The organism is Mycobacterium deserti (genome assembly GCF_025345615.1).
Taxonomy (GTDB): domain Bacteria; phylum Actinomycetota; class Actinomycetes; order Mycobacteriales; family Mycobacteriaceae; genus Mycobacterium; species Mycobacterium deserti.
On sequence record NZ_JAODWD010000003.1, the window covers coordinates 791,314 to 814,086 of the forward strand.

The 22,773-nt window shown below is 67.3% G+C and carries 21 protein-coding genes; 11 read left to right on the forward strand and 10 right to left on the reverse strand.

Annotation, left to right across the window (positions count from 1 at the left end; all coding sequences use genetic code 11):
* Positions 1 to 10: 10 nt before the first annotated feature.
* Positions 11 to 2,101: a transketolase gene (tkt, locus tag N4S67_RS15290; protein WP_260993805.1), complete on the reverse strand. Its 2,091-nt coding sequence runs from the start codon at positions 2,099 to 2,101 to the stop codon at positions 11 to 13.
* A 203-nt stretch (positions 2,102 to 2,304) separates the two neighbouring features.
* On the opposite strand from tkt, the gene N4S67_RS15295 reads away from it, so the two are divergent.
* The gene (locus tag N4S67_RS15295; RefSeq protein ID WP_260993806.1) at positions 2,305 to 3,237 is read left to right on the forward strand and encodes a heme o synthase; all 933 of its coding nucleotides are present in this window, start codon (positions 2,305 to 2,307) and stop codon (positions 3,235 to 3,237) included.
* A gap of 13 nt (positions 3,238 to 3,250) precedes the next feature.
* Here N4S67_RS15295 and N4S67_RS15300 read toward each other — a convergent pair whose 3' ends face one another.
* Complete coding sequence (locus tag N4S67_RS15300) at positions 3,251 to 4,222, reverse strand: quinone oxidoreductase family protein (protein ID WP_260993807.1); 972 nt, start codon at positions 4,220 to 4,222, stop codon at positions 3,251 to 3,253.
* Between the two features lie 29 nt (positions 4,223 to 4,251).
* Here N4S67_RS15300 and N4S67_RS15305 point away from each other — a divergent pair, with 29 nt between their 5' ends.
* Entirely contained in the window at positions 4,252 to 5,187 is a 936-nt protein-coding gene (locus N4S67_RS15305) for an ATP-grasp domain-containing protein (protein ID WP_260993808.1), read from the forward strand.
* Here the strand turns inward: N4S67_RS15305 and N4S67_RS15310 are convergent.
* A complete protein-coding gene (locus N4S67_RS15310) occupies positions 5,083 to 6,066 on the reverse strand; it encodes a COX15/CtaA family protein (protein WP_260994054.1) in 984 nt (327 codons plus the stop codon). The genes N4S67_RS15305 and N4S67_RS15310 overlap by 105 nt on opposite strands.
* A gap of 44 nt (positions 6,067 to 6,110) precedes the next feature.
* The gene (locus tag N4S67_RS15315) at positions 6,111 to 6,701 is read right to left on the reverse strand and encodes a TetR/AcrR family transcriptional regulator (protein ID WP_260993809.1); all 591 of its coding nucleotides are present in this window, start codon (positions 6,699 to 6,701) and stop codon (positions 6,111 to 6,113) included.
* A gap of 89 nt (positions 6,702 to 6,790) precedes the next feature.
* Between N4S67_RS15315 and N4S67_RS15320 the strand changes: the two genes are divergently transcribed.
* Positions 6,791 to 7,474, forward strand: a complete 684-nt coding sequence (locus N4S67_RS15320) for a hypothetical protein (RefSeq protein ID WP_260993810.1) — start codon at positions 6,791 to 6,793, stop codon at positions 7,472 to 7,474.
* On the opposite strand, the gene N4S67_RS15325 is transcribed toward N4S67_RS15320, so the two are convergent.
* The 3 genes from N4S67_RS15325 to mptB are packed head-to-tail and all read right to left on the reverse strand — an operon-like array spanning position 7,388 to position 10,805.
* Entirely contained in the window at positions 7,388 to 8,164 is a 777-nt protein-coding gene (locus tag N4S67_RS15325) for an ABC transporter permease (RefSeq protein WP_260993811.1), read from the reverse strand. The genes N4S67_RS15320 and N4S67_RS15325 overlap by 87 nt on opposite strands.
* Positions 8,161 to 9,093 carry an ABC transporter ATP-binding protein gene (locus N4S67_RS15330; RefSeq protein ID WP_260993812.1) on the reverse strand — a complete coding sequence of 311 codons (933 nt, stop codon included), beginning with the start codon at positions 9,091 to 9,093 and terminating at the stop codon, positions 8,161 to 8,163. Before N4S67_RS15330 ends, N4S67_RS15325 begins: the two co-directional genes overlap by 4 nt.
* Positions 9,090 to 10,805, reverse strand: a complete 1,716-nt coding sequence (gene mptB, locus N4S67_RS15335; RefSeq protein WP_390893372.1) for a polyprenol phosphomannose-dependent alpha 1,6 mannosyltransferase MptB — start codon at positions 10,803 to 10,805, stop codon at positions 9,090 to 9,092. The genes N4S67_RS15330 and mptB overlap by 4 nt, the downstream gene beginning before the upstream one ends.
* Before the next feature lie 91 nt (positions 10,806 to 10,896).
* Here mptB and N4S67_RS15340 point away from each other — a divergent pair, with 91 nt between their 5' ends.
* The 8 genes from N4S67_RS15340 to N4S67_RS15375 are packed head-to-tail and all read left to right on the forward strand — an operon-like array spanning position 10,897 to position 17,637.
* Complete coding sequence (locus N4S67_RS15340; RefSeq protein ID WP_313959950.1) at positions 10,897 to 11,598, forward strand: helix-turn-helix transcriptional regulator; 702 nt, start codon at positions 10,897 to 10,899, stop codon at positions 11,596 to 11,598.
* Positions 11,595 to 13,040 (forward strand): Fe-S cluster assembly protein SufB, encoded by a 1,446-nt coding sequence (gene sufB / locus N4S67_RS15345; protein WP_260993813.1) that lies wholly within the window; start codon positions 11,595 to 11,597, stop codon positions 13,038 to 13,040. The genes N4S67_RS15340 and sufB overlap by 4 nt, the downstream gene beginning before the upstream one ends.
* The gene (gene sufD / locus N4S67_RS15350; RefSeq protein ID WP_260993814.1) at positions 13,037 to 14,212 is read left to right on the forward strand and encodes a Fe-S cluster assembly protein SufD; all 1,176 of its coding nucleotides are present in this window, start codon (positions 13,037 to 13,039) and stop codon (positions 14,210 to 14,212) included. The genes sufB and sufD overlap by 4 nt, the downstream gene beginning before the upstream one ends.
* Complete coding sequence (gene sufC / locus N4S67_RS15355; protein WP_260993815.1) at positions 14,209 to 14,976, forward strand: Fe-S cluster assembly ATPase SufC; 768 nt, start codon at positions 14,209 to 14,211, stop codon at positions 14,974 to 14,976. Before sufD ends, sufC begins: the two co-directional genes overlap by 4 nt.
* A 2-nt stretch (positions 14,977 to 14,978) precedes the next feature.
* Complete coding sequence (locus tag N4S67_RS15360) at positions 14,979 to 16,229, forward strand: cysteine desulfurase (RefSeq protein WP_260993816.1); 1,251 nt, start codon at positions 14,979 to 14,981, stop codon at positions 16,227 to 16,229.
* Position 16,230: 1 nt separating this feature from the next.
* Positions 16,231 to 16,707 carry a Fe-S cluster assembly sulfur transfer protein SufU gene (gene sufU / locus N4S67_RS15365; RefSeq protein ID WP_260993817.1) on the forward strand — a complete coding sequence of 159 codons (477 nt, stop codon included), beginning with the start codon at positions 16,231 to 16,233 and terminating at the stop codon, positions 16,705 to 16,707.
* Complete coding sequence (locus N4S67_RS15370) at positions 16,685 to 17,032, forward strand: metal-sulfur cluster assembly factor (protein ID WP_260993818.1); 348 nt, start codon at positions 16,685 to 16,687, stop codon at positions 17,030 to 17,032. Before sufU ends, N4S67_RS15370 begins: the two co-directional genes overlap by 23 nt.
* A gap of 53 nt (positions 17,033 to 17,085) precedes the next feature.
* Positions 17,086 to 17,637 carry a hypothetical protein gene (locus tag N4S67_RS15375; RefSeq protein ID WP_260993819.1) on the forward strand — a complete coding sequence of 184 codons (552 nt, stop codon included), beginning with the start codon at positions 17,086 to 17,088 and terminating at the stop codon, positions 17,635 to 17,637.
* Here the strand turns inward: N4S67_RS15375 and nbtC are convergent.
* From nbtC to N4S67_RS15390, 3 genes are all read right to left on the reverse strand, one after another.
* Positions 17,605 to 20,592, reverse strand: a complete 2,988-nt coding sequence (gene nbtC / locus N4S67_RS15380; protein WP_313959952.1) for a nocobactin polyketide synthase NbtC — start codon at positions 20,590 to 20,592, stop codon at positions 17,605 to 17,607. The two genes, N4S67_RS15375 and nbtC, sit on opposite strands and share 33 nt — an antisense overlap.
* Positions 20,593 to 20,666: 74 nt before the next feature.
* Positions 20,667 to 21,977, reverse strand: coding sequence for a beta-ketoacyl [acyl carrier protein] synthase domain-containing protein (locus N4S67_RS15385; protein WP_260993821.1), 1,311 nt, complete (start codon positions 21,975 to 21,977; stop codon positions 20,667 to 20,669).
* On the reverse strand, positions 21,974 to 22,732 hold the full coding sequence (locus N4S67_RS15390; RefSeq protein ID WP_260993822.1) for a thioesterase II family protein: 759 nt from the start codon (positions 22,730 to 22,732) through the stop codon (positions 21,974 to 21,976). Before N4S67_RS15390 ends, N4S67_RS15385 begins: the two co-directional genes overlap by 4 nt.
* Between the last annotated feature and the right edge of the window lie 41 nt (positions 22,733 to 22,773).

The window sequence follows — 22,773 nt, forward strand, 5'->3', positions numbered from 1 at the left end:
CTTGTCGATATCAGTTGTCTATGGAGCGTTCCGCCGCGGCCACCACGGCCTCGGGAGTGAAGCCGAACTCACGGAACAGCGTCTTGTCGTCGGCCGATTCGCCGTAGTGCTCGATCGAGACGATCTCGCCGGTGTCGCCGACGAGCTTGTACCAGCTCTGCGCGACCGCAGCTTCGACGGCCACGCGCGCCGACACGGCCGGCGGCAGGACGCTGTCGCGGTACTCCGCCGGCTGCGACTCGAACCACTCGACGCACGGCATCGACACCACCGTCGCGGTGATTCCCTTGTCCGCCAACAGCTTCTGCGCTTCGACACACAACTGCAGCTCCGACCCGGTGCCGATCAGCACCACGTCGGGCTTCTCGGCCGGGGCGCCGCCCAGCACGTAGCCGCCTTTCGCGACGCCGTCGGGATCGGTGCCCTCCAGCACCGGAATGCCCTGTCGGGTCAGAATGAAACCCACCGGCCCGCTGCCGTTGCCGCGCGCCAGGATGCTGCGCCACGCGTACGCCGTCTCGTTCGGGTCGCCGGGCCGCACCACGGAGAGGTTCGGGATGGCCCGCAGCGCCGCCAGGTGTTCGATCGGTTGGTGCGTCGGTCCGTCCTCGCCGAGACCGATCGAATCGTGGGTCCAGATGTAGATCGTGTCGATGTCCATCAGCGACGCCAACCGGACCGCCGGACGCATGTAGTCGGAGAACTGCAGGAACGTCCCGCCGAAGGCGCGCGTCGGACCGTGCAGCACGATGCCGGACAAAATCGAGCCCATTGCGTGCTCGCGAATGCCGAAGTGCAGCACCCGGCCGTACCAGTCGGCCGTGAAGTCGTCAGTCGAAATGGACGGCGGACCAAAGGACTTGACGCCTTTGATCGTGGTGTTGTTGCTGCCGGCCAGGTCGGCCGAGCCGCCCCACAGTTCGGGGAGCTTGGGTGCGACGTCGTTGAGCACCTGGCCGAACGCGGCGCGGGTGGCCACCGCCTTGGAGCCGGGCTCCCAGTACGTCAGGTCGGCGTCCCAGCCGTCGGGCAGCTCTTCGGCGGTGAGCCGGTCGAGCAGCTTCTTGCGCTCCGGTTCGCGCTCGGCCCAGGCGTCGAACGCCGGCTGCCACTTCTCGTGCGCCTCCCGGCCCCGGTCGACGAGTTTGCGGGTGTGTTCGATGACCTCGGGCCGCACCTCGAACGTCTTGTCCGGGTCGAAGCCGAGCACTTTCTTGGTGGCGGCGACCTCGTCCTCGCCGAGCGCCGACCCGTGTACCCCGCCGGTGTTCATCTTGTTCGGCGCGGGATAGCCGATGATCGTGCGCACCGCGATGAACGACGGCTTGTCGGTGACCTTTTTGGCCTCCGCGATGGCCTGCTCGATGCCGGCGACGTTCTCGCCGCCCTCGACTTGCTGGACGTGCCACCCGTAGGCGCGGTAGCGGGCCACCACGTCTTCGGAGAGGGCGATGTTGGTGTCGTGCTCGATCGAGATCTGGTTCTGGTCGTAGAACACGATCAGGTTGCCGAGCTGCTGGGTGCCCGCCAGCGAGGAGGCCTCGCTGGTGACGCCCTCTTCCATGTCGCCGTCGGAGGCGATCACGTAGATGTAGTGGTCGAACGGGCTCTCGCCGGGGGGAGCATCGGGGTCGAACAGCCCCCGCTCATACCGCGACGCCATGGCCATCCCGACGGCCGACGCCAGGCCCTGCCCGAGTGGGCCCGTTGTGATCTCGACACCCTTGGTGTGGCGGAACTCCGGGTGTCCGGGCGTCTTGGACTTGAACGTCCGCAAGGCCTCGATGTCGGACAGTTCGAGCCCGAAGCCGCCGAGGTACAGCTGGATGTACAGCGTCAGGCTGGTATGCCCGCACGACAGCACGAAGCGGTCCCGCCCGAGCCAGTGCACGTCGCTGGGGTCATGGCGCATCTGACGCTGAAACAGCGTGTAGGCCAGCGGTGCGAGGCTCATGGCCGTTCCCGGATGGCCGTTGCCGACCTTCTGCACCGCATCCGCCGCGAGCACCCGAACTGTGTCCACTGCAACCGAGTCCAGGTCGGTCCAGTCGTCGGGGTGATTGGGGCGGGTGAGGGCGGAGATTTCTTCGAGCGTGGTCACAGGTGCTACTCCTGGTCGGGGTCGAGCTCTTCGAGCTGCTCGTTAAAAACACCCTAGTGCGCATAGGTCATCCGCTGCAGGCTGCTGGGGGACGATTAGGCCGCCGTCAAGGCGCGGTCTACCATCGTCTGTAGTAGACGCCGCGCGCTGCAGCATCTTCTGCTCCTCACGTGCGCATCGCCATTTCGACAGGAGTTAACTGCGTGAGAATTCGCGAAGGGCACCTCATCGATAGGGCGCCCCGCCGATTCCGCGACACGCTCCTTGGCTATGTCTCGTTGACGAAACCGCGGGTCATCGAGCTTCTGCTCGTCACGACTATTCCCGCGATGCTGCTGGCCGACCGCGGAACCGTGGACCCACTGCTCATCCTCAACACGCTCGTCGGCGGCCTGCTGGCCGCCGCGGGCGCCAACACGCTGAACTGTGTCGCCGACGCCGACATCGACAAGGTGATGAAGCGCACGTCGCGACGACCGCTTGCGCGGGCGACGGTGCCGCGCAGTCACGCGTTGATCTTCGGCCTGGCGCTGTCGGTCGGCGCCTTCTTCTGGCTGTGGTGGACCACGAACCTGCTCTCGGCGCACTTGGCCGGCGCGACCATCGCGTTCTACGTGCTGGTGTACACCCTGCTGCTCAAGCGCCGGACGTCGCAGAACGTGGTCTGGGGCGGGGCGGCCGGCTGCATGCCGGTGATGATCGGCTGGTCCGCGGTCACCGGGACCATCCAGTGGCCCGCGTTGGTGATGTTCGCGATCATCTTCTTCTGGACACCCCCGCACACCTGGGCGCTCGCCATGCGCTACAAGGAGGACTACCAGGCCGCAGGCGTGCCGATGCTGCCCGTGGTGGCCACCGAGCAGCAGGTGACCAAGCAGATCCTGGTCTACACGTGGCTGACCGTCGTCGCCACTTCGGCGCTCGCCCTGACCACCGGCTGGCTGTACGCGGCGGTCGCGCTGCTGGCGGGGGCCTGGTTCCTGGTGATGGCCCACCAGCTCTACAGCGGCGTGCGCCGCGGCGAGGCGATCAAACCGCTACGGCTGTTCCTGCAGTCGAACAACTACCTGGCGGTGGTGTTCTGCGCGCTGGCGGTGGACTCGGTGCTGGGCCTGCCGACGTTGCTCGGGCACTAGGCACACCGGGCGGCTAGGGCACCAACACCACCGATCCGACCGTCTTGCGGCCCTGCAGGTCGCGATGGGCCTGCTCGGCGTCGGCCAGCGCATACCGCTCGCTGACCGTCACGTTGATGGTTCCGTTCGCGATCGCCTCGAGCAATTCGCCTGCACGCCACGAGAACTCGTCGGCCGTACGGGTGAAGTGCACGAGCGTCGGCCGAGTCAGAAACAGCGAGCCCGCCGAGTTGAGCCGCTGCGGGTCGAACGGCGGGACGGGGCCGCTGGACGCCCCGAACAGGGCCAGCGTGCCGCGGATGGCCAGGCTGGCGAGGCTCGCCTCGAACGTGGCTGCGCCGACACCGTCGTACACGGCCGCGACACCGCCGTCGGTGAGCTCCTTGATCCTGGCGCCGAACTCCGCCGGGTCTTCGGGATAGTCGAGCACCTCGACCGCGCCGGCCTGGCGGGACAACTCGGCCTTCTCCGGGGTGGACACCGTGGTGATGACGCGGACGGCCATGCTGGTCGCCCACTGCGTGAGGATCAGGCCGACACCACCGGCCCCTGCATGCAGGAGCACCGCGTCGCCTTCGGCCACCGGGTACACCGACTTCAGCAGATAGTGCGCAGTCATACCCTTGAGCAACGACGCGGCGGCTACCTCCGGGCTCACCGCGTCCGGCACGTAGGCAACGAAATCGGCAGGCGCAACGCTGTATTCGGCGTACGCGCCGTTTGCCTGCGCGGTGACGACCCGGTCGCCGACCGACAGCGCGGCGACGTCGTCACCGACCGCTTCGACGGTCCCGCACACTTCGCTGCCGACGATGAACGGCGTTTCGCGCGGATACTGTCCGGACCGGAAGTAGGTGTCGAGGAAGTTGACGCCGATGGCTTCGGCTTTGATCAGCACCTCCCCGGGACCGGGTGAGGGCTGTGGTTTCTCGGCGTAGGTCAGGACTTCAGGTCCGCCGGTCTCGGCGACTTCGATGGCGTGCATGCTCACATCCTCCCAATATCCTTGCAGTTGTGAAGCTCGCCCGGCCCGACGTGTTTCATCCGCGCATCGTGTTGGCGTCCTGCCCGGCGCTGCCCGACGGCGACGGGGACGACGCCGGGCTCGTGCCTGCGCTGCGCCAACGCGGCCTGCACGCCCGGTGGCTGCCGTGGGACGACCCCGCCACACTCGACGCCGACCTGGTGATCATGCGAGCCACGTGGGACTACATCGACCGGCTTGACGAGTTCCTCGAGTGGACGCGAAATGTCCGCAATCTCGTCAACTCCCGCGACGTCGTGGTGTGGAACACCGACAAGCGGTACCTGTCCGACCTCGCGGACGCCGGCGTGCCGACGGTGCCGAGTGAATTCTTCGCCCCCGGTGAAGACGTGGCGCTGCCGGGCGGCGAAGTCGTCGTCAAACCGGCGATCGGGGTGGGAAGTGTTGGCGCGCAGCGGTTCACCGACGGTGCTGCCGCTCGGCGCCATGCCTGTGAGCTTCATGCGAGCGGGCGCACAGTACTGGTGCAACCGTACGACGCGCGGGTGCAGGACGGCGAAACCGCGCTCGTCTTCCTCGGCGGCGAGCAGTCGCACGCGTTCACGAAGGGCCCGATCCTGCCCGCGGACGGTCGGCCGGACTTCGACGCGTCGGGCACCTACGCCGAGGAGACACTGTCGCCGGCAGAGCCGGACTTCGAGGTCTGGGATGTCGGTCATTCCGCGGTGGCCGCGGCGGCCGCGCACCTGCGGATCGATGTCGGCGAACTGCTGTACGCCAGGGTCGACGTCATCGGCGGACGCCAGGATCCGCGGCTTCTCGAGCTCGAACTCGTCGAGCCGTCGCTCGGCTGGCGTCAGCTAGATGCCGCCACGCGGGGGCGCCGCGAGCGGCAGTTCGTCGTCGGGGTCGAGCGCACCCTGGATCGGCTCGGGCTTGGTCCGCTCTCGCATCGACGCCCATAGTGCGGCGGTCGCCGCCGTACAGATCGCGGCCCCCGCGACGTGGACCGCGACCAGTGCTGCGGGCACATCGAGGGCGTACTGCACACGTCCGACGAGCGCCTGCACGGCGACCACCGCCAACAACACAGCGAGACGCCGCACGACATGGCGCGGCGCGGCGACTGCGCGCAACCCGAAGATCATCGCAATCAGCAGTGACAGATAGGCCACGAGCAACGTCGCGTGCAATTGCACGAGGGTGACGATCTCGACCTCGAGCCGCGGTACCGGGGCGTCGATGCTCTTATCTCCGGCGTGCGGGCCTGCGCCTGTGACGAGGGTGCCGGTGACCAGAACCGCTGCCAGCGCGAGGCCACTGAGGAAGGTCAACTGCCGCAACGGTTTCGGTACCGAACGGGTCGGGGCACCGTCGTCGGGCTCGCCGATCTTGACGAAGAGCAGTACCGACAGCCACACCATCGTCATGGAGGCCAGCAGATGGATCGCGACGGTCCACCACAGCAGCCCCGTGAGCACCGTGATGCCGCCGATCACCGCCTGGACGACCGTCGACGCCGGCATCAGCCAGGCGTAGACGAGCACCTCGCGTCGGCGCCGGGCGCGGACGACGACCAGCACCGCGGCCGCGGCCGTCAGCACGACGAGGAAGGTGATCATCCGGTTGCCGAATTCGACGGCCTGGTGCACGACGGGCACCTCGGCCACCGGCACCGGGGTGAAGCTACCGGGGAAGCACTGCGGCCACGTCGGGCAGCCGAGCCCTGAAGCGGTGACGCGGACGATCGCGCCGGTGACGGCGATGCCGCCCTGGGTCAGGATGACGAGAAGAGCGACGACGCGCTGGACCCGCAGACTGGGCAGCGGCAGAAGGTCGACCAGCCGCAAGAAGGCGCGACGCACACATCGATGGTAGAGCAGCGCAACTACAGCTCGTAGTAGCGGTCCGGACGAGGCGCGACGAATGGCACCAGGACATCGTCGACCAGCGCCACGATGAGCTCGTCGGTGATCTCGTCGCCGGTGATGAGCAGTCGATGCCACAGCACGCTCTGGCCCAGTTCGCGGGCGATGTCGACCGGTACGTCGGCGCGCACGTCTCCGCGGGCGATGCCCCGGTGCAGCAGCGCGGCCATTTCCTGCTTGCGCCAGCCGATGACGTCGTCCCGGAACGTCGCGGTGAGTTCCGCATCGTTGACGGCCGCGGCGGCGGCTGCCCTGATCACGGCTGCGTGGGGGCCGGTGAACAGCGCTGCCCAACCGCGGAGGACGGCCAGCATGTCTTCGCGGTAGCTGCCCGTGTCGTCATGAGGGATGGCGGCCGTGGCGACGCCGAGCAGGCTGTCACGCAGCAGGCTCGTCCGGTCGGGCCATCGCCGGTAGAGAACCGGCTTGCTGGTGCGCGCCTCGGCCGCGACGGATTCCATGGTCACGCCGCCCGGGCCGCGCTCGGCCAAGAGTCGCAGCACTGCGGACCGGATTGCGGACTCGAGTTCCTCGCCGCGGCGACGGCTCATCAAACCTCCCAGAAGATACGCTTGCGTATCTTATCGCACGGGTCTAGGGTCGGTGATATAAGAAACGAATTCGTATCTCGGGAGTCTCGATGTCTCGTCCAGTGCTCTATCCGCTGCGTTCCGTCGATACCGCCACGGTCCGGATCACGAACGCGCCCCACGGTCGCCGGCGGGTGACCATCGATCACCGGCCGCTGGCTGGGCTGACACCCGCGATGCTGCTGGATTGGTTCACCCATCTCGGCGGCACGATGTCTTACGGCGGCGAGATCATCGACCGCTACCTCGCCTGGCACCCGATCGACCACATCACATGGGAGCTCGCGCGATCGGCACCAGGCGGAGGAGCGGCCGAAGGTGCTCGCTTCCGCATGGTCGAGGCGTTCGGCGGCAGGCCCGAGTTCACGATCGACGAGGTCGCCCGCGTCGAGAAACTCGACGAAACGGGCATCCGGTTGGTCAAGCGCGTGGCCGGGGTGCCCGTCTTTCAGCTCGAGCACACCTGGTCGGCGGGTGCCGACGGGGCCCACTACGTCACGGTGATGGACCTGGGTCCCCGGGCTGCGGTGCTGGCCCCGGTCAACCGGATCGTGCGTCACCGGTTCCCCGACACCAAGGTCCGCGCCTGGGTGAAGCACAACATCGAAGAGGTCGGCCAGCTCGAATACCTGCTGCCGGCGCTGCACTCAGGTGAAGCGGAACCAGCGCAGCGCGCACAACCCGGCAACGGTGCCCCAGACCGCGAGTACGGCCAGACCGAACAAGTCCACTGACGGTGTCATGGCCTGAGACAGCGCTTCGGTGAGCGCACCAGAAGGCGTCAACCGCGCGACCCACTGCAGCCCGCTGGGCACCATGCCGCCCTCGAGCGTCAGTGCGCCGAGCGCGGCGAAGACGAACCACAGCAGGTTGGCCACCGCGAGGACGATCTCAGCGCGCAGTGTGCCGCCGAGCAGCAGACCGAGCGCGGCGAATCCAGCCGTGCCTAGAGCGATGATCACCGCGCCGAGAGCCAGGCCGATGATGTGCGGTCGCCAGCCGAGCGCAAACCCGATGGTGCCCAACAACATCGACTGCAGGAACACCACCGTCACCACGGCCAGTGACTTGCCTACGATGATGCCCCAGACCGGCAGCGCGGTCGCGCCGAGCCGCTTCAACGCGCCGTAGCGGCGGTCGAAGGCCACCGCGATGGCTTGACCCGTGAACGCCGTCGAGATCACCGCCAGGGCCATGATCGCGGGCACGAACGTGGCCGCTCGGTCCTCGCCGAAGTCGCCCAGCGGCAGCAGCGTCAAGCCGATCAACAGCGTGATCGGAATGAACATGGTCAGCAGAAGTTGTTCGCCGTTGCGTAGCAGCAGCTTCAGCTCCAACGCGAACTGCGCGGTGAGCATCTTCGCCACGGTCGCCGACCGCGGGTCGGGCGTGAAGGTGCCCGGCGCAAAGCGATTCGTCGTCACGACCGCAGGTCCCGTCCGGTCAAGTCCAGGAACACATCCTCGAGGCTGCGCGTCTCCACCCGCATGTCGGTGGCCAGCACGTTGAGCCGCGCGCACCATGCCGTCACCGTCGCAAGCACCTGAGGATCGATGTGGCCTTCCACCAGGTACTCGCCCGGCGCGGTTTCGGTGGCTTTGTAGGACTCCGGCAGCGCGGTTACCAGTAGGGAGAGATCAAGCATGCGCGGCGCGCGGAAGCGCAACTGGTTCTCCGCGCCACTGCGCATCAACTCCTCCGGCGTACCGCTGGCCACCGCGGCACCGTGATCGATGATGACGATGCGGTCGGCCAACTCCTCGGCCTCGGTCAGCTGATGGGTGGTCAGCACGACCGTCACCCCGTCGCGGCGCAGTCCATTGATCAACTCCCACACCATAATTCGAGCATGAGCGTCCATGCCTGCGGTGGGTTCGTCGAGGAACACCAGTTCCGGTCTACCCACCACCGCGCACGCCAGCGCGAGCCGCTGCTGCTGTCCGCCGGAAAGCCGCCGGTAGGTCGTGCGGGCGGCCTCGGTGAGTCCGAGTGTGTCCAGCAGCCACTTCGGGTCCAGCGGGTCGGCGGCATAGGCGGCAACCAGGTTGAGCATCTCGCCCGCCCGCGCCGCCGGATACGCACCGCCGCCCTGCAGCATCACCCCGATGCGTTCTCGGACGGCGGCGTTGTCGCCAACCGGGTCCAGCCCGAGAATCTCGATAGTGCCCGAGTCGGGTTTGAGGAAGCCTTCGCACATCTCGACCGTCGTCGTCTTGCCCGCGCCGTTGGGGCCGAGCAGTGCGAACACCTCGGCGGTCTGCACGTCGAAGTCGAGGCCGGCCACCGCGGTCGTCGACCCGTACCGCTTGCTGACCCCGCGCAGACGCACGGGGGTGGACGAGCGGGGGGTCACGGGGATTCAGCGTAGGCGTCGGACCTCACCGCGCGCGGCGGCGGTGGCTCTCGTGGCTCCGCGGCGTCGGCGGCTTCCGCCTCGCGGTCGCGTTGGTCGGATCCGGGCACCTCGCGCCACGGCAACCGGTGGTAGGTCATGCCGATGATCAGCAGCACGATGAGCGTGCTGGCCACTACGGCGAGCAGGATCTGGAACAACGTGAACCGGTCGCCGTTGGCAGTGGGACCAAAGATGCCGACCACCAGCGTCACCGCGATCGTCGTGCTGCGGAACGCGGGACGGGTGGCCCATGCGGCGAGGGGGATGACGGCCCACAGGACGTACCACGGCTGGACCACCGGGAACAGCAGCACGGTCATGCCGAGCACGACGCCCAGCCCGCCGACTGGGTGGAGCCGTCCGCGCAACACAGCGAACAGCAGCCACGTCACGATGATCGCGATGATGGACACGCCTATCGCACGGGTGAGGCCCAGGACCGCCGTCGTGTGGTCCCCCAGACCGAGCAGAATGCCCACCTGACCGGTGCCCAATGCGAGCAGGGTGGGCAGCGACATCCAGCTGCGCACCACGTTCGCGGTGCCGAGGGTGAACAGCCAGCCGAATCCGAGGCCGCTGGCCCAGCCGACGACGGCCATCACGGCGACGGAGATCGCGGTCAGTGAGCCGCCGGCGAGCACGAACGCCTTGAACGTCCCACCCCATCGACACGCCAGCGCCATCGCGACGAACCCGACCGCGAGCAGTGAGGGCAGTTTGACCTGCGACGACATCGCGATCAGCACCGTGCCTGTCACGAGCATCGTGAGTGGATACCAGCGCAACCAATCGACCCGCTCGCGCGGCCAGCGCAGCGGCCGGGGGAGAAGACGCACGCTGGCGTCGACACCGCGCAGCGCGAACTCGGTGCCCGCGAGCATCAGGCCGAGCATCAGCGCCTCGTTGTGGATGCCTGCGACCAGATGCATGATCAGAAGCGGATTGGCCGCCCCCAGCCACAGTGCGCTGACCTCGGCGACTCCGCAGCGGCGGGCCAGTCGCGGCGTCGCCCACACGATCAGGCCGACCCCGAGCAGCACCACCAGCCGGTGACAGAGCACCGCGGCGACGATGTTCTCGCCCGTCACCGCCGAGATGCCCTGACCGATCCACAGGAACAACGGGCCGTACGGCGCAGGCGTCTCGCGCCACATGTTCGGCACCGACAGCGTGAACACGTGGTCGAGACCGAGACCGGTGGCCGGGCCGACGCGGTACGGGTCAAGGCCTTTGATCGCGATCTCGCTCTGCGCCAGGTACGAGTACACGTCGCGGCTGTACATCGGCGGCGCGATCAGCAGTGGTAGCACCCAGAGCAGCAGGGTGCGATCCAGTTGGCTGCGCGTCATGCGCCGCTTGCCGAGCGCGAAGCGGCCGAGCATCAGCCAGGCCAGGGCCATCATCACCGCGCCGGTGGTCGTCATGGTCAGCGACACTGTCTGGATGCGCGAGGGAAGATTGAGCAGCCGCACGCCGAAGGTGGGGTCCTGCACCACCGGGCGGGCGCCGACGCCGAGCGCGCCGATCGTCATCACCACCGTGCCGGCGGCACCGAACAGGCGCGTGCGGCGCAGTGCCATCACTTCGGCGTCGTTGAGCGGGGAGCCCACCGTTCGCTCGTCAGCATGCCACGTGGCAATCGACGAGCTCAGGGACCGGACGCGGGCCATCAGTGCAGCGTAGCCGCCCGCAATATGGCAGTCGTCACCCGTTAGGGTGCCCTTGCTTTACCGGGTTTCGGAATTCCGTCACAATAGTGTTGTGAAATTCGATCCGGGCGCCGACCGCCACACGCGTGGCGCGATCGTCCAGCTTCTGCTGGAGTCCGGACCGGTCACGGCGGGCGAGATCGGCGACCGCCTCGGCATCTCTGCCGCGGGTGTGCGCAGACACCTCGACGCGTTGATCGACGCGGGCGACGCGCAGTCCAGCGCGGCGGCGGCGTGGCAGCACCATGGCCGCGGCAGGCCGGCCCGCCGCTATCGATTGACGGCGCAGGGCCGAGCCAAGCTGGACCACGCCTACGACGACCTCGCCGTAGCCGCCATTCGTCAGCTGCGCGAGATCGGCGGAGACGACGCGGTGCGGACTTTCGCGCGACGTCGCATCGACAGCATCCTGGCGGGAGTAAGTCAGGGGTCCGATGACGTTGAAAAGACTGCGGACAACGTGGCCGCGGCACTGAGCGACGCTGGTTACGCGACCACTGTGACTTCGCTGACACCGGCAAGCGGGCCGATCCACGGAATCCAGCTGTGCCAGCACCACTGCCCGGTGTCACACGTCGCCGAAGAGTTCCCGGAATTGTGCGAGGCCGAGCGCGAGGCGTTCGCAGACATCCTGGGTACCCACGTACAGCGGCTCGCGACCATCGTCAACGGTGACTGCGCGTGCACCACTCACGTCCCGCTCGTTGACACGAGCACCCAACAGCCCTCAAGCAAGCAAGGAGCGTCGACATGACGACCACCCCCGAGGTTCACAAGCTAGGCGAGCCGCTCAGCCAGGACGAGGCCATCGCCTCGCTGGGCCGGTACGGCTATGGCTGGGTGGACTCCGACGTCGCGGGCGCGGCCGCCGCACGCGGGCTGTCCGACGCGGTGGTGCGCGACATCTCGGCGAAAAAGAGTGAGCCCGAGTGGATGTTGGAGACCCGCCTGCGCGCACTGCGCACCTTCGACAAGAAGCCGATGCCGAATTGGGGCTCCAACCTCGAGGGCATCGACTTCGACAACATCAAGTACTTCGTGCGGTCCAGCGAGAAGCAGGCGGCCACATGGGACGACCTGCCTGCCGACATCAAGAACACCTACGACAAGCTGGGCATCCCTGAGGCGGAGAAGCAGCGTCTGGTGTCCGGGGTCGCGGCCCAGTACGAGTCCGAGGTGGTCTACCACTCGATCCGAGAGGATCTCGAGGCTCAGGGCGTCATCTTCCTCGACACAGACTCCGGTCTGCGTGAGCATCCCGAGCTTTTCAAGCAGTACTTCGGCACCGTGATCCCCGCCGGCGACAACAAGTTCTCGGCGCTCAACACGGCGGTGTGGTCCGGCGGTTCGTTCATCTACGTGCCGAAGGGTGTGCACGTCGACATCCCGCTGCAGGCCTACTTCCGGATCAACACCGAGAACATGGGCCAGTTCGAGCGCACACTGATCATCGTCGACGAGGACGCCTACGTGCACTACGTCGAGGGCTGCACCGCGCCGATCTACAAGAGCGACTCGCTGCACTCGGCCGTCGTGGAGATCATCGTCAAGCCGGGCGGTCGCTGCCGCTACACGACCATCCAGAACTGGTCGAACAACGTCTACAACCTGGTCACCAAGCGGGCCCGCGCCGAGGCCGGCGCCACCATGGAGTGGGTCGACGGCAACATCGGGTCGAAGGTCACCATGAAATACCCGGCGGTCTGGATGACCGGCGAGCACGCCAAGGGTGAAGTGCTCTCGGTCGCGTTCGCGGGCGAGGGTCAGCACCAGGACACCGGCGCGAAGATGCTGCACCTGGCGCCGAACACGTCGTCCAACATCGTGTCCAAGTCGGTGGCCCGCGGTGGCGGTCGCGCGTCCTACCGCGGCCTGGTCCAGGTCAACAAGGGCGCGCACGGCTCGCGCGCAAGCGTGAAATGCGATGCGCTGCTTGTCGATACGATCAGCCGCAGCGACACCTACCCCTACGTCGACATCCGTGAGGACGACGTGACCATGGGTCACGAGGCCACGGTGTCCAAGGTCAGCGAGGACCAGCTGTTCTACCTCATGAGCCGCGGCCTCACCGAGGACGAGGCGATGGCCATGGTGGTGCGCGGCTTCGTCGAGCCGATCGCCAAGGAGCTCCCGATGGAGTACGCGTTGGAGCTCAATCGGCTGATCGAGCTGCAGATGGAAGGCGCTGTCGGTTGAGTCATAACCTGACGACAGCGGTCGAGGGTCAGAACAAGGGCGAGCTCTTCACCTCCTTCGACGTCGAGGCCTTCGAGGTCCCCGGCGGCCGCGACGAGCTCTGGCGGTTCACGCCGCTGAAACGCCTGCGCGGCCTGCACGACGGCTCTGCGGTCGCCACCGGCGCCGCGACGATCGAGGTACAGACACCCGACGACGTCTGGGTCGATCGGACGAGCCGTGACGACTCACGCCTCGGCGAGGCCGGGGCGCCAGCCGACCGCGTTGCCGCGCAAGCGTATTCGTCGTTCGAGACCGCGACCCTGGTCGAGGTCCCGAAGGGCACGGTCGTGCGTGATCCGATCGAGATCACCGTGACCGGACCGGGTGAGGGCAAGGTCGCGTTCGGCCACCTCCAGGTGCGGGTCGGCGAATTGGCTGAAGCGGTCATCGTCATCGACCAGCGCGGCGGTGGAACCTATGCCGACAACGTCGAGTTCATCGTGGGTGATGGCGCAACGCTGCGGGTGGTGTCGATCGCCGATTGGGCCGACGACGCCGTGCACGTCAGCACGCACCATGCCGTCCTGGGCAAGGACGCGGTGCTGCGCCACGCTGCGGTCACCCTCGGTGGCGACGTGGTCCGGTTGACGGGACGGGTGCGGTTCTGCGCGCCCGGCGGCGACGCCGAACTCCTCGGGCTGTACTTCGCCGACGACGGCCAGCATCTCGAGACACGTCTGCTGGTCGATCACGCCCAGCCGAACTGTCGCTCGCACGTGACGTACAAGGGTGCGCTGCAGGGTGATCCGGCGTCGGACAAACCTGATACGCACACCGTCTGGATCGGCGACGTGCTGATCCGGGCCGCGGCCAGCGGCACCGACACGTTCGAGACCAACCGCAACCTGGTGCTCACCGACGGCGCCCGTGCCGACTCCGTACCCAACCTGGAGATCGAGACGGGTGAGATCGCCGGCGCTGGACACGCCAGTGCCACTGGACGATTCGACGACGAGCAGTTGTTCTACCTGCAGGCCCGCGGCATCCCCGAGGACCAGGCCCGGCGGCTTGTCGTGCGCGGTTTCTTCGGCGAGATCATCCAGAAGATCGCCGTACCCGCCGTGCGCGACCGCCTCACCGAGGCCATTGAACACGAACTCGAGTTGACCGAAGGAAAGTCGCAGCAATGACCACACTGGAAATCAAAGACCTGCACGTCAGCGTCGTCTCCAAGGAGGACGGGACCGACATCCCGATCCTCAAGGGCGTCGACCTCACCGTGAACTCCGGTGAGACACACGCGTTGATGGGACCCAACGGATCTGGGAAGTCGACGCTGTCGTATGCCGTAGCCGGCCATCCGAAGTACACGGTGACCTCGGGTTCGATCACGCTGGACGGCCAGGATGTGCTCGCGATGAGCATCGACGAGCGCGCCCGCGCGGGGCTGTTTCTGGCTATGCAGTACCCGGTCGAGGTGCCGGGCGTGTCGATGTCGAACTTCCTGCGCACCGCCGCGACAGCCGTCCGGGGCGAGGCGCCGAAGCTGCGGCACTGGGTCAAAGAGGTCAAGGGAGCTATGGAGGGCCTCGGGATCGAGCCGTCGTTCTCCGAACGCAGTGTCAATGAAGGCTTTTCGGGTGGCGAGAAGAAGCGTCACGAAATCCTGCAGCTGGCGGTGCTCAAGCCGAAGATCGCGATCCTGGACGAGACCGACTCCGGCCTCGATGTCGACGCGCTGCGCGTCGTCAGCGAGGGGGTCAACTCCTACGCCGCTGCCGAGAACGGCGGCGTGCTGCTGATCACCCACTACACCCGCATCCTGCGTTACATCCAGCCGCAGTTCGTGCACGTGTTCGTCAGCGGTCGCATCGTCGAGTCCGGCGGTCCCGAGCTGGCCGACGAGCTCGAGGAGAACGGCTACGAGCGGTTCACCCAAGCCGTCGGAGCCTGACCATGACGACCGCGGCGAATCTGGATGTGTCCGCCATTCGCGCGGACTTCCCGATCCTCAAGCGGGTCATGCGCGGGGGGCGTCAGCTGGCGTACCTGGACTCCGGTGCGACGTCGCAACGGCCGCTGCAGGTGCTCGACGCCGAGCGCGAGTTCCTGTTGACTTCCAACGGCGCGGTGCATCGCGGAGCGCACCAGCTGATGGAGGAGTCGACCGACGCCTATGAACAGGGCCGCGCCGACATCGCGGCGTTCGTCGGCGCCGACGTCGACGAGCTGGTGTTCACCAAGAACGCCACCGAGGCCATCAATCTGGTGTCCTATGTTTTGGGCGACAATCGATTTGAGCGCGCCGTCGGCCCCGGTGACGTGATCGTCACCACCGAACTGGAACACCACGCCAACCTGATCCCATGGCAGGAGCTGGCGCGTCGCACCGGCGCGACGCTGAAGTGGTACTCCGTCACTCCCGACGGACGCATCGACCTGGATTCGCTGTCGCTCGATGAACGCGTCAAAGTGGTTGCATTTAGCCATCATTCGAATGTCACCGGTGCTATCGCCCCAGTGGTCGAGCTGGTGAGCCGCGCGAAGTCCGTCGGCGCCCTGACGCTGCTCGATGCCTGCCAGTCCGTTCCGCACCAGCCCGTCGATCTTCACGAGCTGGACGTCGACTACGCAGCGTTCTCCGGTCACAAGATGCTGGGTCCGAACGGAATCGGGGTCCTCTACGGGCGGCGGACTCTGCTGGACGCGATGCCGCCGTTCATCACGGGCGGGTCCATGATCGAAACCGTCACGATGGAAGAGACCACCTACGCACCGGCTCCGCAGCGGTTCGAGGCGGGCACGCCGATGACGTCTCAGGTCGTCGGGTTGGCCGCGGCCGCGAGGTATCTGCGGGAGGTGGGCATGGATGCCGTCGCGGCCCACGAGGCTCACCTGGTCGAGAGGGCGCTGGACGGACTGTCACAAGTCGACGGTGTGCGCATCGTTGGTCCGCTGTCGATGGAGAACCGCGGCTCCCCGGTGTCGTTCGTGCTCGACGGAGTCCACGCCCACGACGTCGGTCAGGTGCTCGACGACGACGGTGTCGCGGTGCGGGTCGGCCATCACTGCGCATGGCCGCTACACCGCCGATTCGGGATCGCGGCGACCGCGCGCGCGTCGTTCGCGGTCTACAACACCCCCGACGAGGTCGACCGCCTGGTTGCCGGCGTGCGGCGGGCCGTTGAATTCTTCGGCGGGGACTGACGTGCGGCTCGAGCAGATCTATCAGGAAGTGATCCTCGATCACTACAAGCATCCGCACAACCGCGGGTTGCGCGAGCCGTTCGGAGCGGAGTCGTTCCAGGTCAGTCCCACCTGCGGTGATGAAGTCCGGTTGCGGGTCGCCCTGAGCGAGGACGGCGAACACGTCGCGGACGTGTCGTATGACGGCGTCGGCTGCTCGATCAGCCAGGCCTCGACATCGGTGCTCACCGATCAGGTGATCGGCCAGAGCGTCGGCGATGCGTTGCAGACGGTCGCCGCGTTCACCGAGATGGTGTCGTCGCGCGGCAGGGTGGACGGCGACGAAGACGTCATCGGAGACGGCATCGCGTTCGCCGGTGTCGCGAAGTATCCGGCGCGGGTGAAATGCGCGCTGCTGGGCTGGATGGCTTTCAAGGATGCACTCGCGCAGGCGAGCCAAGAACTGGAGGAAGACAATGAGCGACACCGCAGTGCCTGACGAAGAGATGATTGCCGACCTCGAAGAGGCGATGCGCGACGTCGTCGACCCCGAACTCGGGATCAACGTCGTCGACCTCGGCCTCGTCTACGGTCTGAACATCGAGAAGGGGGAGCAGGGCAACGTCGCGTTGATCGACATGACGCTGACATCGGCCGCCTGCCCCCTCACTGACGTGATCGAGGACCAGTCGCGCACGGCGCTGGTCGGCGCCGGGCTGGTCAACGAGATCAAGATCAACTGGGTGTGGAACCCGCCGTGGGGCCCGGACAAGATCACCGAGGACGGCCGCGAGCAACTGCGCGCGCTGGGATTCACCGTCTAGCTGTTTTTCGCCGGTCCGCCAGCACGGGATGGCGAAATGCGGACAATCACCGTGTGGTGACGGTTCCGGCGGTCGTCTGGCGAGGCGGCGCCGTGTGCAGAGCGCTCACGATCGGAGCGGTCGTCGGAATGTGCACCGGCGGGCTGGCATGGCTGGATTCCGGCGCCCTGCTGACCGGTGTGATCGTCTTTGGGATCGTCGGCACGTTCTATGGCGTCTGGATGCATCGACGGATGACGCGGTTCTGGCCCGGTGCCCGCAGGCTCACCGGCGACGAACGCGTGGTGGTCGCCCACACCGCACGCCGTGGTGAACGGGTCCCCGACGAACGGTTGGCGCAGGCCGTCACCGACTACGGCCGCGGCCTGCACGCGGCGGCCGAGACCGCGCGGCCGTTCCGCTGGGTGGTGCCGTTCGTTCTCGTGGTAGCGGTGGCGACGGCGGTGTGGGACGCGGCCATCGGCTCGTGGGGCAACGCCGTGGTGTCGGCCATCTACCTCGTCGCGCTCTTGGTCGAGGTGTTGTGGTGGCCGAAACGGCAACAGCTGATCCTCGACAACGCCGACCGCGCCTCAATGAGCGCCGAGCCGGACGAGCACGTCTGAGATCGAGGCGCCCCCAAGCAGATCCGCAATCTCCAGGTCGTGGTTGAACTCTGACTTGACGCGACGGCGGATCTCCAGCGCCTGAAGGGAATCGAGGCCGATGGCGACCAACGGGAGCGTGGTGTCGATCGACTCGACGCCCTGGACGCCGATGGTGCCCGCGACCAGGTTCATGAATCGCTGCGATACGTCGCCGTCGTCGCCGTCGTCGCCCCCAACCAGGTTGTCGGTGACCGGCGAACTGAGCTCCGACAGCAGCGACGCACGCCCGCAGATGTCGAGCACCGACCGCGCTCGTTCGAGGTCGAATGCCGCGACGATCGAGTTCTCCGGCAGGTGGCCCAGTCCCATCGCCAATGCACCGTCGGTTGCCATCGGCAGCAGACCGGTCGAGCCCAGGCGGTTCGTGTGCTCGGCTTCGGGATCGAACGTCACTGCCCAGTGGCCCCACTGCACCGCAACGCAATCCAGACCTTCGGCGCGTCGCCGCCGCGCCATCGCGTCGAGCATCCGGTTCGCCGCGGCGTACACGACCAGCCCGCGACCGCCGACATTGGCGCCGATAGAGGAGCAGAGCAGCACTCGGCACGCGGATGTCCGGGGGAAGCTCTCGAGAACCCGGGAGATTCCGACGACCTTGGCGCGCAGTGCTTCGTCGACCTTATCTGCAGTGATGTCACCCAGCTCGTTGCCGGTGAACACCACGGCGGCGTGGACGATCAGATCCGCAGGGGTGCTCAGGTTCTCGTCGGCCAACCGCTGCACCGCGGCTCCATCGCCGATGTCGCAGGCGCTGACCTGAATGGTGGTCGAGGCGGCAGAGCGGATGTGTCCGAGGCGCTCGGCGACTGCGTCGGTCTCACCGGATCGGCTCACCAGCGTGATGCGCCGCGCACCTCGGTGTGCATAGTGCTCGCAGACTTCGAGTCCCACGTTGCCGGTCCCGCCGACGATCAGGACATGCTCATAGTGGGTGGCGTCGGCTGCGGGGGAGTCGCGTTCGACGACGCGCTTGGCGTACACGGCGCCGTGGCGCAGCGCGAGTTCGGTCTCACCGTCGGTGTGCAGCGACGCCAGGATGTCGATGGCCGACGGTGCCGCCCCCGTCGGCAGGTCCAGGTGACGGAACCTGACGCCGGGGTGCTCGGCGCCGACACTGCGGAAGCCCGCGCTCGCCGCGGCCGCCAGCAGGTCCGGTGGCGCATCGTCGTCGAGGACGGATTCGCCGCCGGCGGTCACCAGCCAGCAATCCGTCACCGTCTCGTCCAGTCCCGGCCACCAGTCGCGCGCGCCGAAGAACGCCGCGACGTCGGCGGCGGCGGCGGAGTCGTTGGTCGCGGCCGACGGCGGAACGAGGATCACCAGTGTGTCGAACCCTGCCGTAGCGCCCCCGCTTTCGTCCGCCACCGGTCGGGCCGAGGCGCCGATGTCAGCGGCTGCCGAGCAGAGATCCGACACCAAAGCCGCGAAAGTCCCGGTGTGATCGACGACTCCGATCGTGCGCGGCGCCATCAGCGAGCGCCGGGACAGCCGCTGCCAGTGCTCGACGAGGAGTCGCGGCCGTGCCCCTGCCGCCGGTTGGCGCACAGGCTCGGCGGGCCGGACCGGTTCGACGCGGGTCGCCTGCGGGTTCTGGCCGGTGATGTACGGCAGCCATGAGACCGACGCGCGCATCGGCGAATTCGGGAAGTCGAGAAGCGGCAGCGGAGCGGGCCGGTCGGACTCGTCACCCAGGCGATCCCACGGGAAGTCCGCAATGTTGATGGCAGCGACCGCCAGGTTGCGGGTGAACTCGTCGAGGTTCCGGGCCGTACGGACCGATGTGCCGATCACGGTCGGCGCGCCGTCGTCGGCCAATGCGGCGAGATTCTGCTCGATCGCCACCTGCAGCGTCGGGTGCTCGGCCAGTTCGACGAACAGGCCGATTTCGTGCTTCCCGGCGGCTTCGATCGCCCTGTCGAACCGAACGGTGTTGCGCAGGTTGAGGAACCAGTACTGGTCCGTGGTGAACTCGTCGGTGAGCCGGCCGCCGAGAGTCGCACCGATGCAGGCGGTTTCGCTGTCGAGGAAGGTGCGGTTGTCCAGGTGGCGATGCATATCACGGCGCACGGTGTCGCCGATCTTGTTCATCAACACGGTGTGGGCGGGATACCGCACGCGGATGACGCGAGCGAAGACCCCCCGCTGCGTGAATGCCTCGACGATGCCCTCGATGACCGTAACCTCGCCCGAGATCCCCACCATCGTGGGCGAGTTGACCACCGAGAGTTGCGCCCAGCCGTCGGACCGGGCGAGCAGGTCCTCACAAGCGTCGCGACCCGCGGCCACAACGCCCATTGCGTAATCGCCCCCCGTGGACACGTCGACCGCCTGCGCCCGGATCCAGATGGCGCGGACGGCATCGGGCAGGGTCATGACCTGCGCCACATAGGCCGCGGCGATCTCACCTTGGCTGTGGCCCACGGTGACGCTGGGCGCGATACCGAACGACTTCCAAATCGCGGCCAGCCCGGCCATCTGCGTGAACAACGCGGGCTGGACCGTGGTGGCCGTGTCATCGACCGGAAACTGTTCTTCGAGAAGGTAGTTGAGCGGCGAGTGGCCGAACTGCTCCTCGAACACCGCGGCGCAGCGGTCCGCCTCGTCGCGGAACGCGGGCACCGACTCGTAGAACAGGCGTCCCATACCGGGCCGCTGGCTGCCCTGCCCGGGGAAGACGAATGCGGCGCGACCGGTCGCTGCGGGCGTGCCCGTACCCACGACCGCCGGATGGTCGCGGCCGTCGGCAACCGCGCGCAGTGCGGAGAGCAGGCCGTCGCGGTCCTCGACCATGCACAAGGCGCGGTATCGTCGCGGACCTCTGGTGCGGAACAACATGTCCGCGATGGCCTGCGGCGGTACCTGCGGATGATCGACGACATACGAGTGAAGCGCGGCGGCATCAGCGGTCAGCAGATCCGGGGCGTCAGCCGACACCAGTACGGGAACGGAGCCGTTCGGAAGCCGGTGGTCAAACGTTGTCACAGTTCTCACTCACTCGCTGGCATGGCGAAGATCGCGTGGGCGTTGGCGCCGCCTGCGCCGAATGACGACACCGCGCCGTAGCGCACACCGTCTTTCGGCTCCCAGGGGTGCAGCGTCGTCGCCAGCCGCAGCCCGGTCAGGTCCCAGTCGACCATCTTGGTGGGTTTGTCGGAAAACAGCGTCGGCGGAATATGTCCGTGCTGGCCGGCCAGGAGCAGTTTGATCACTCCGAGAATTCCCGATGCCGCCTGGGCATGTCCTGCATTGCTTTTCATCGAGCCGACGCGCGCGTGCGATCCGCCTGCGCCGTAGGTCTTCATCAGCGCGATCAGCTCCACCGGGTCACCGGCCAATGTCGCCGTGCCGTGCCCCTCGATCATGCCGATGTCGGCCGGATCGACACCTGAGGCGTCGATCGTCTTGCGCATCAGCTGTTCCTGGGCGCGTAGCCGGGGCACCAGGATCGGCTTGCCCTTGCCGTTGTGGTTGGTGCGAATGGCGCGGATACGTCCGTAGACACGGTGGCCGAGTTGCCTGGCCCGCGACTCGTGCTCGACGAGCACCATTCCCACACCCTCGCCCCAGAGAGCGCCCGATGCGCCTTCGGAATAGGAGCGGCTGTGCCCGTCCTGGGATAGCGCGTTCAGCCGCGCGAACTCGTAAAAGGCTGCGGGCGAACCCATCACACAGGTACCGCCGGCCAGCGCCCAGTCGCATTCACCCTCGCGCACAGAGGAGGCCGCCAGATGCAGTGCGGTCAACGACGAGGCACACGCGGAATCGACGGCCATCGACGGCCCGACAAGGCCGAGGCAGTGCGAGATCCGGCCGGCGGCCCCGAGCTGTCCGAGGTTGGTGATCCGATGTCCGCTGTAGTCGTCGGGCGTGCACGCGCGCGGGCCGTATTCCATGGGCGACATCCCGACGAAAACACCGCCGTCGGTTCCCGCCAGCGCGCCGGGATTGACTCCGGCGTTCTCCAGTGCCTTCCACGCGACCCGGATCGCGACGCGCTGTTGCGGCTGCATGACCGTCGCCTCGCGCTGCGTGATACCGAAGAACGCGGGATCGAATACGCCTGCGTCGTCGAGAAATCCGCCCGCGTCGCACACCTTGCCCCAGCCCTCGTAGGCGTCCAGTGAGAGCAGATCCTCGACGGGCCAACCGCGGTCGCGCGGGAAGGGGCTGATCAGTTCCTTGGCTTCGGCGAGTGCCGACCACATCTTGGCCGGGCTGTCGACGCCACCGGGTGCCTCGATCGCCAATCCTGAGATGACGATCGGGTCGTCATGCGGCGAATATCCGTTGCGGCTCACGCGATCTGTCCGGACATCGCACCCGGCACCAGCAGGTCGGCGACCGCCTCGACGTGCTGATTGACGAAGAAGTGGCCCCCCTCGAACATCGTCACCTTGAAGTCGTCGGTGTGCTTGCTCCAGCCGTAGAGGTCGGCCAACGTGATGAGGACGTCCTGTTCGCCGCCCATCGCGTGGATCGGCGCGCACACCTTGACGTCGTCGGGGCAGGAGTACACGTCGACGGCGCTGAAGTCGGCCCTGACGACGGGCAGCGTCCGCATCATCAGCTCACGGTTGCCCATCACGCCCGCGTCGGTGCCCTCGAGCGCCGAAAGGTGGTTCAACAGCGACTCGTCGTCCTTGGGGTGCGATGGCTTGGCCGCCGCCAGGTGCGGTGCCACGGTGGCCGCGACGTTGAGTTGTCGAACGTCGACACCGGCGGCCTCGGCGATGCGCACGAACTCGAATGCCACAAGGGCGCCCATACTGTGGCCGAAGACGACGAGTGGGCCACGGCGAATGTGCTCCGACGTCGAGAATTCGTCGAACGCTCCGGAAGCGATCTCGGGAAGCGTCCCCAGCAACGCTTCGCCGGCGCGGTCCTGGCGGCCAGGGTACTGGAACACGAGCACGTTGAACTTCGCGCTGAGCACCTTGGAGAACTCGCGGTAAGCCGATGCACCCGCCCCGGCGTGCGGGAAGACCAGTAGCGGGGGACTGTCAGGTCCGGCGGGCTTATGGAATTGCCGGATCCAGCCCAGTTTGCGCGCCATGCACAGACACCTCTCGACTTCCTCCGCCGCGACCGGCGCCA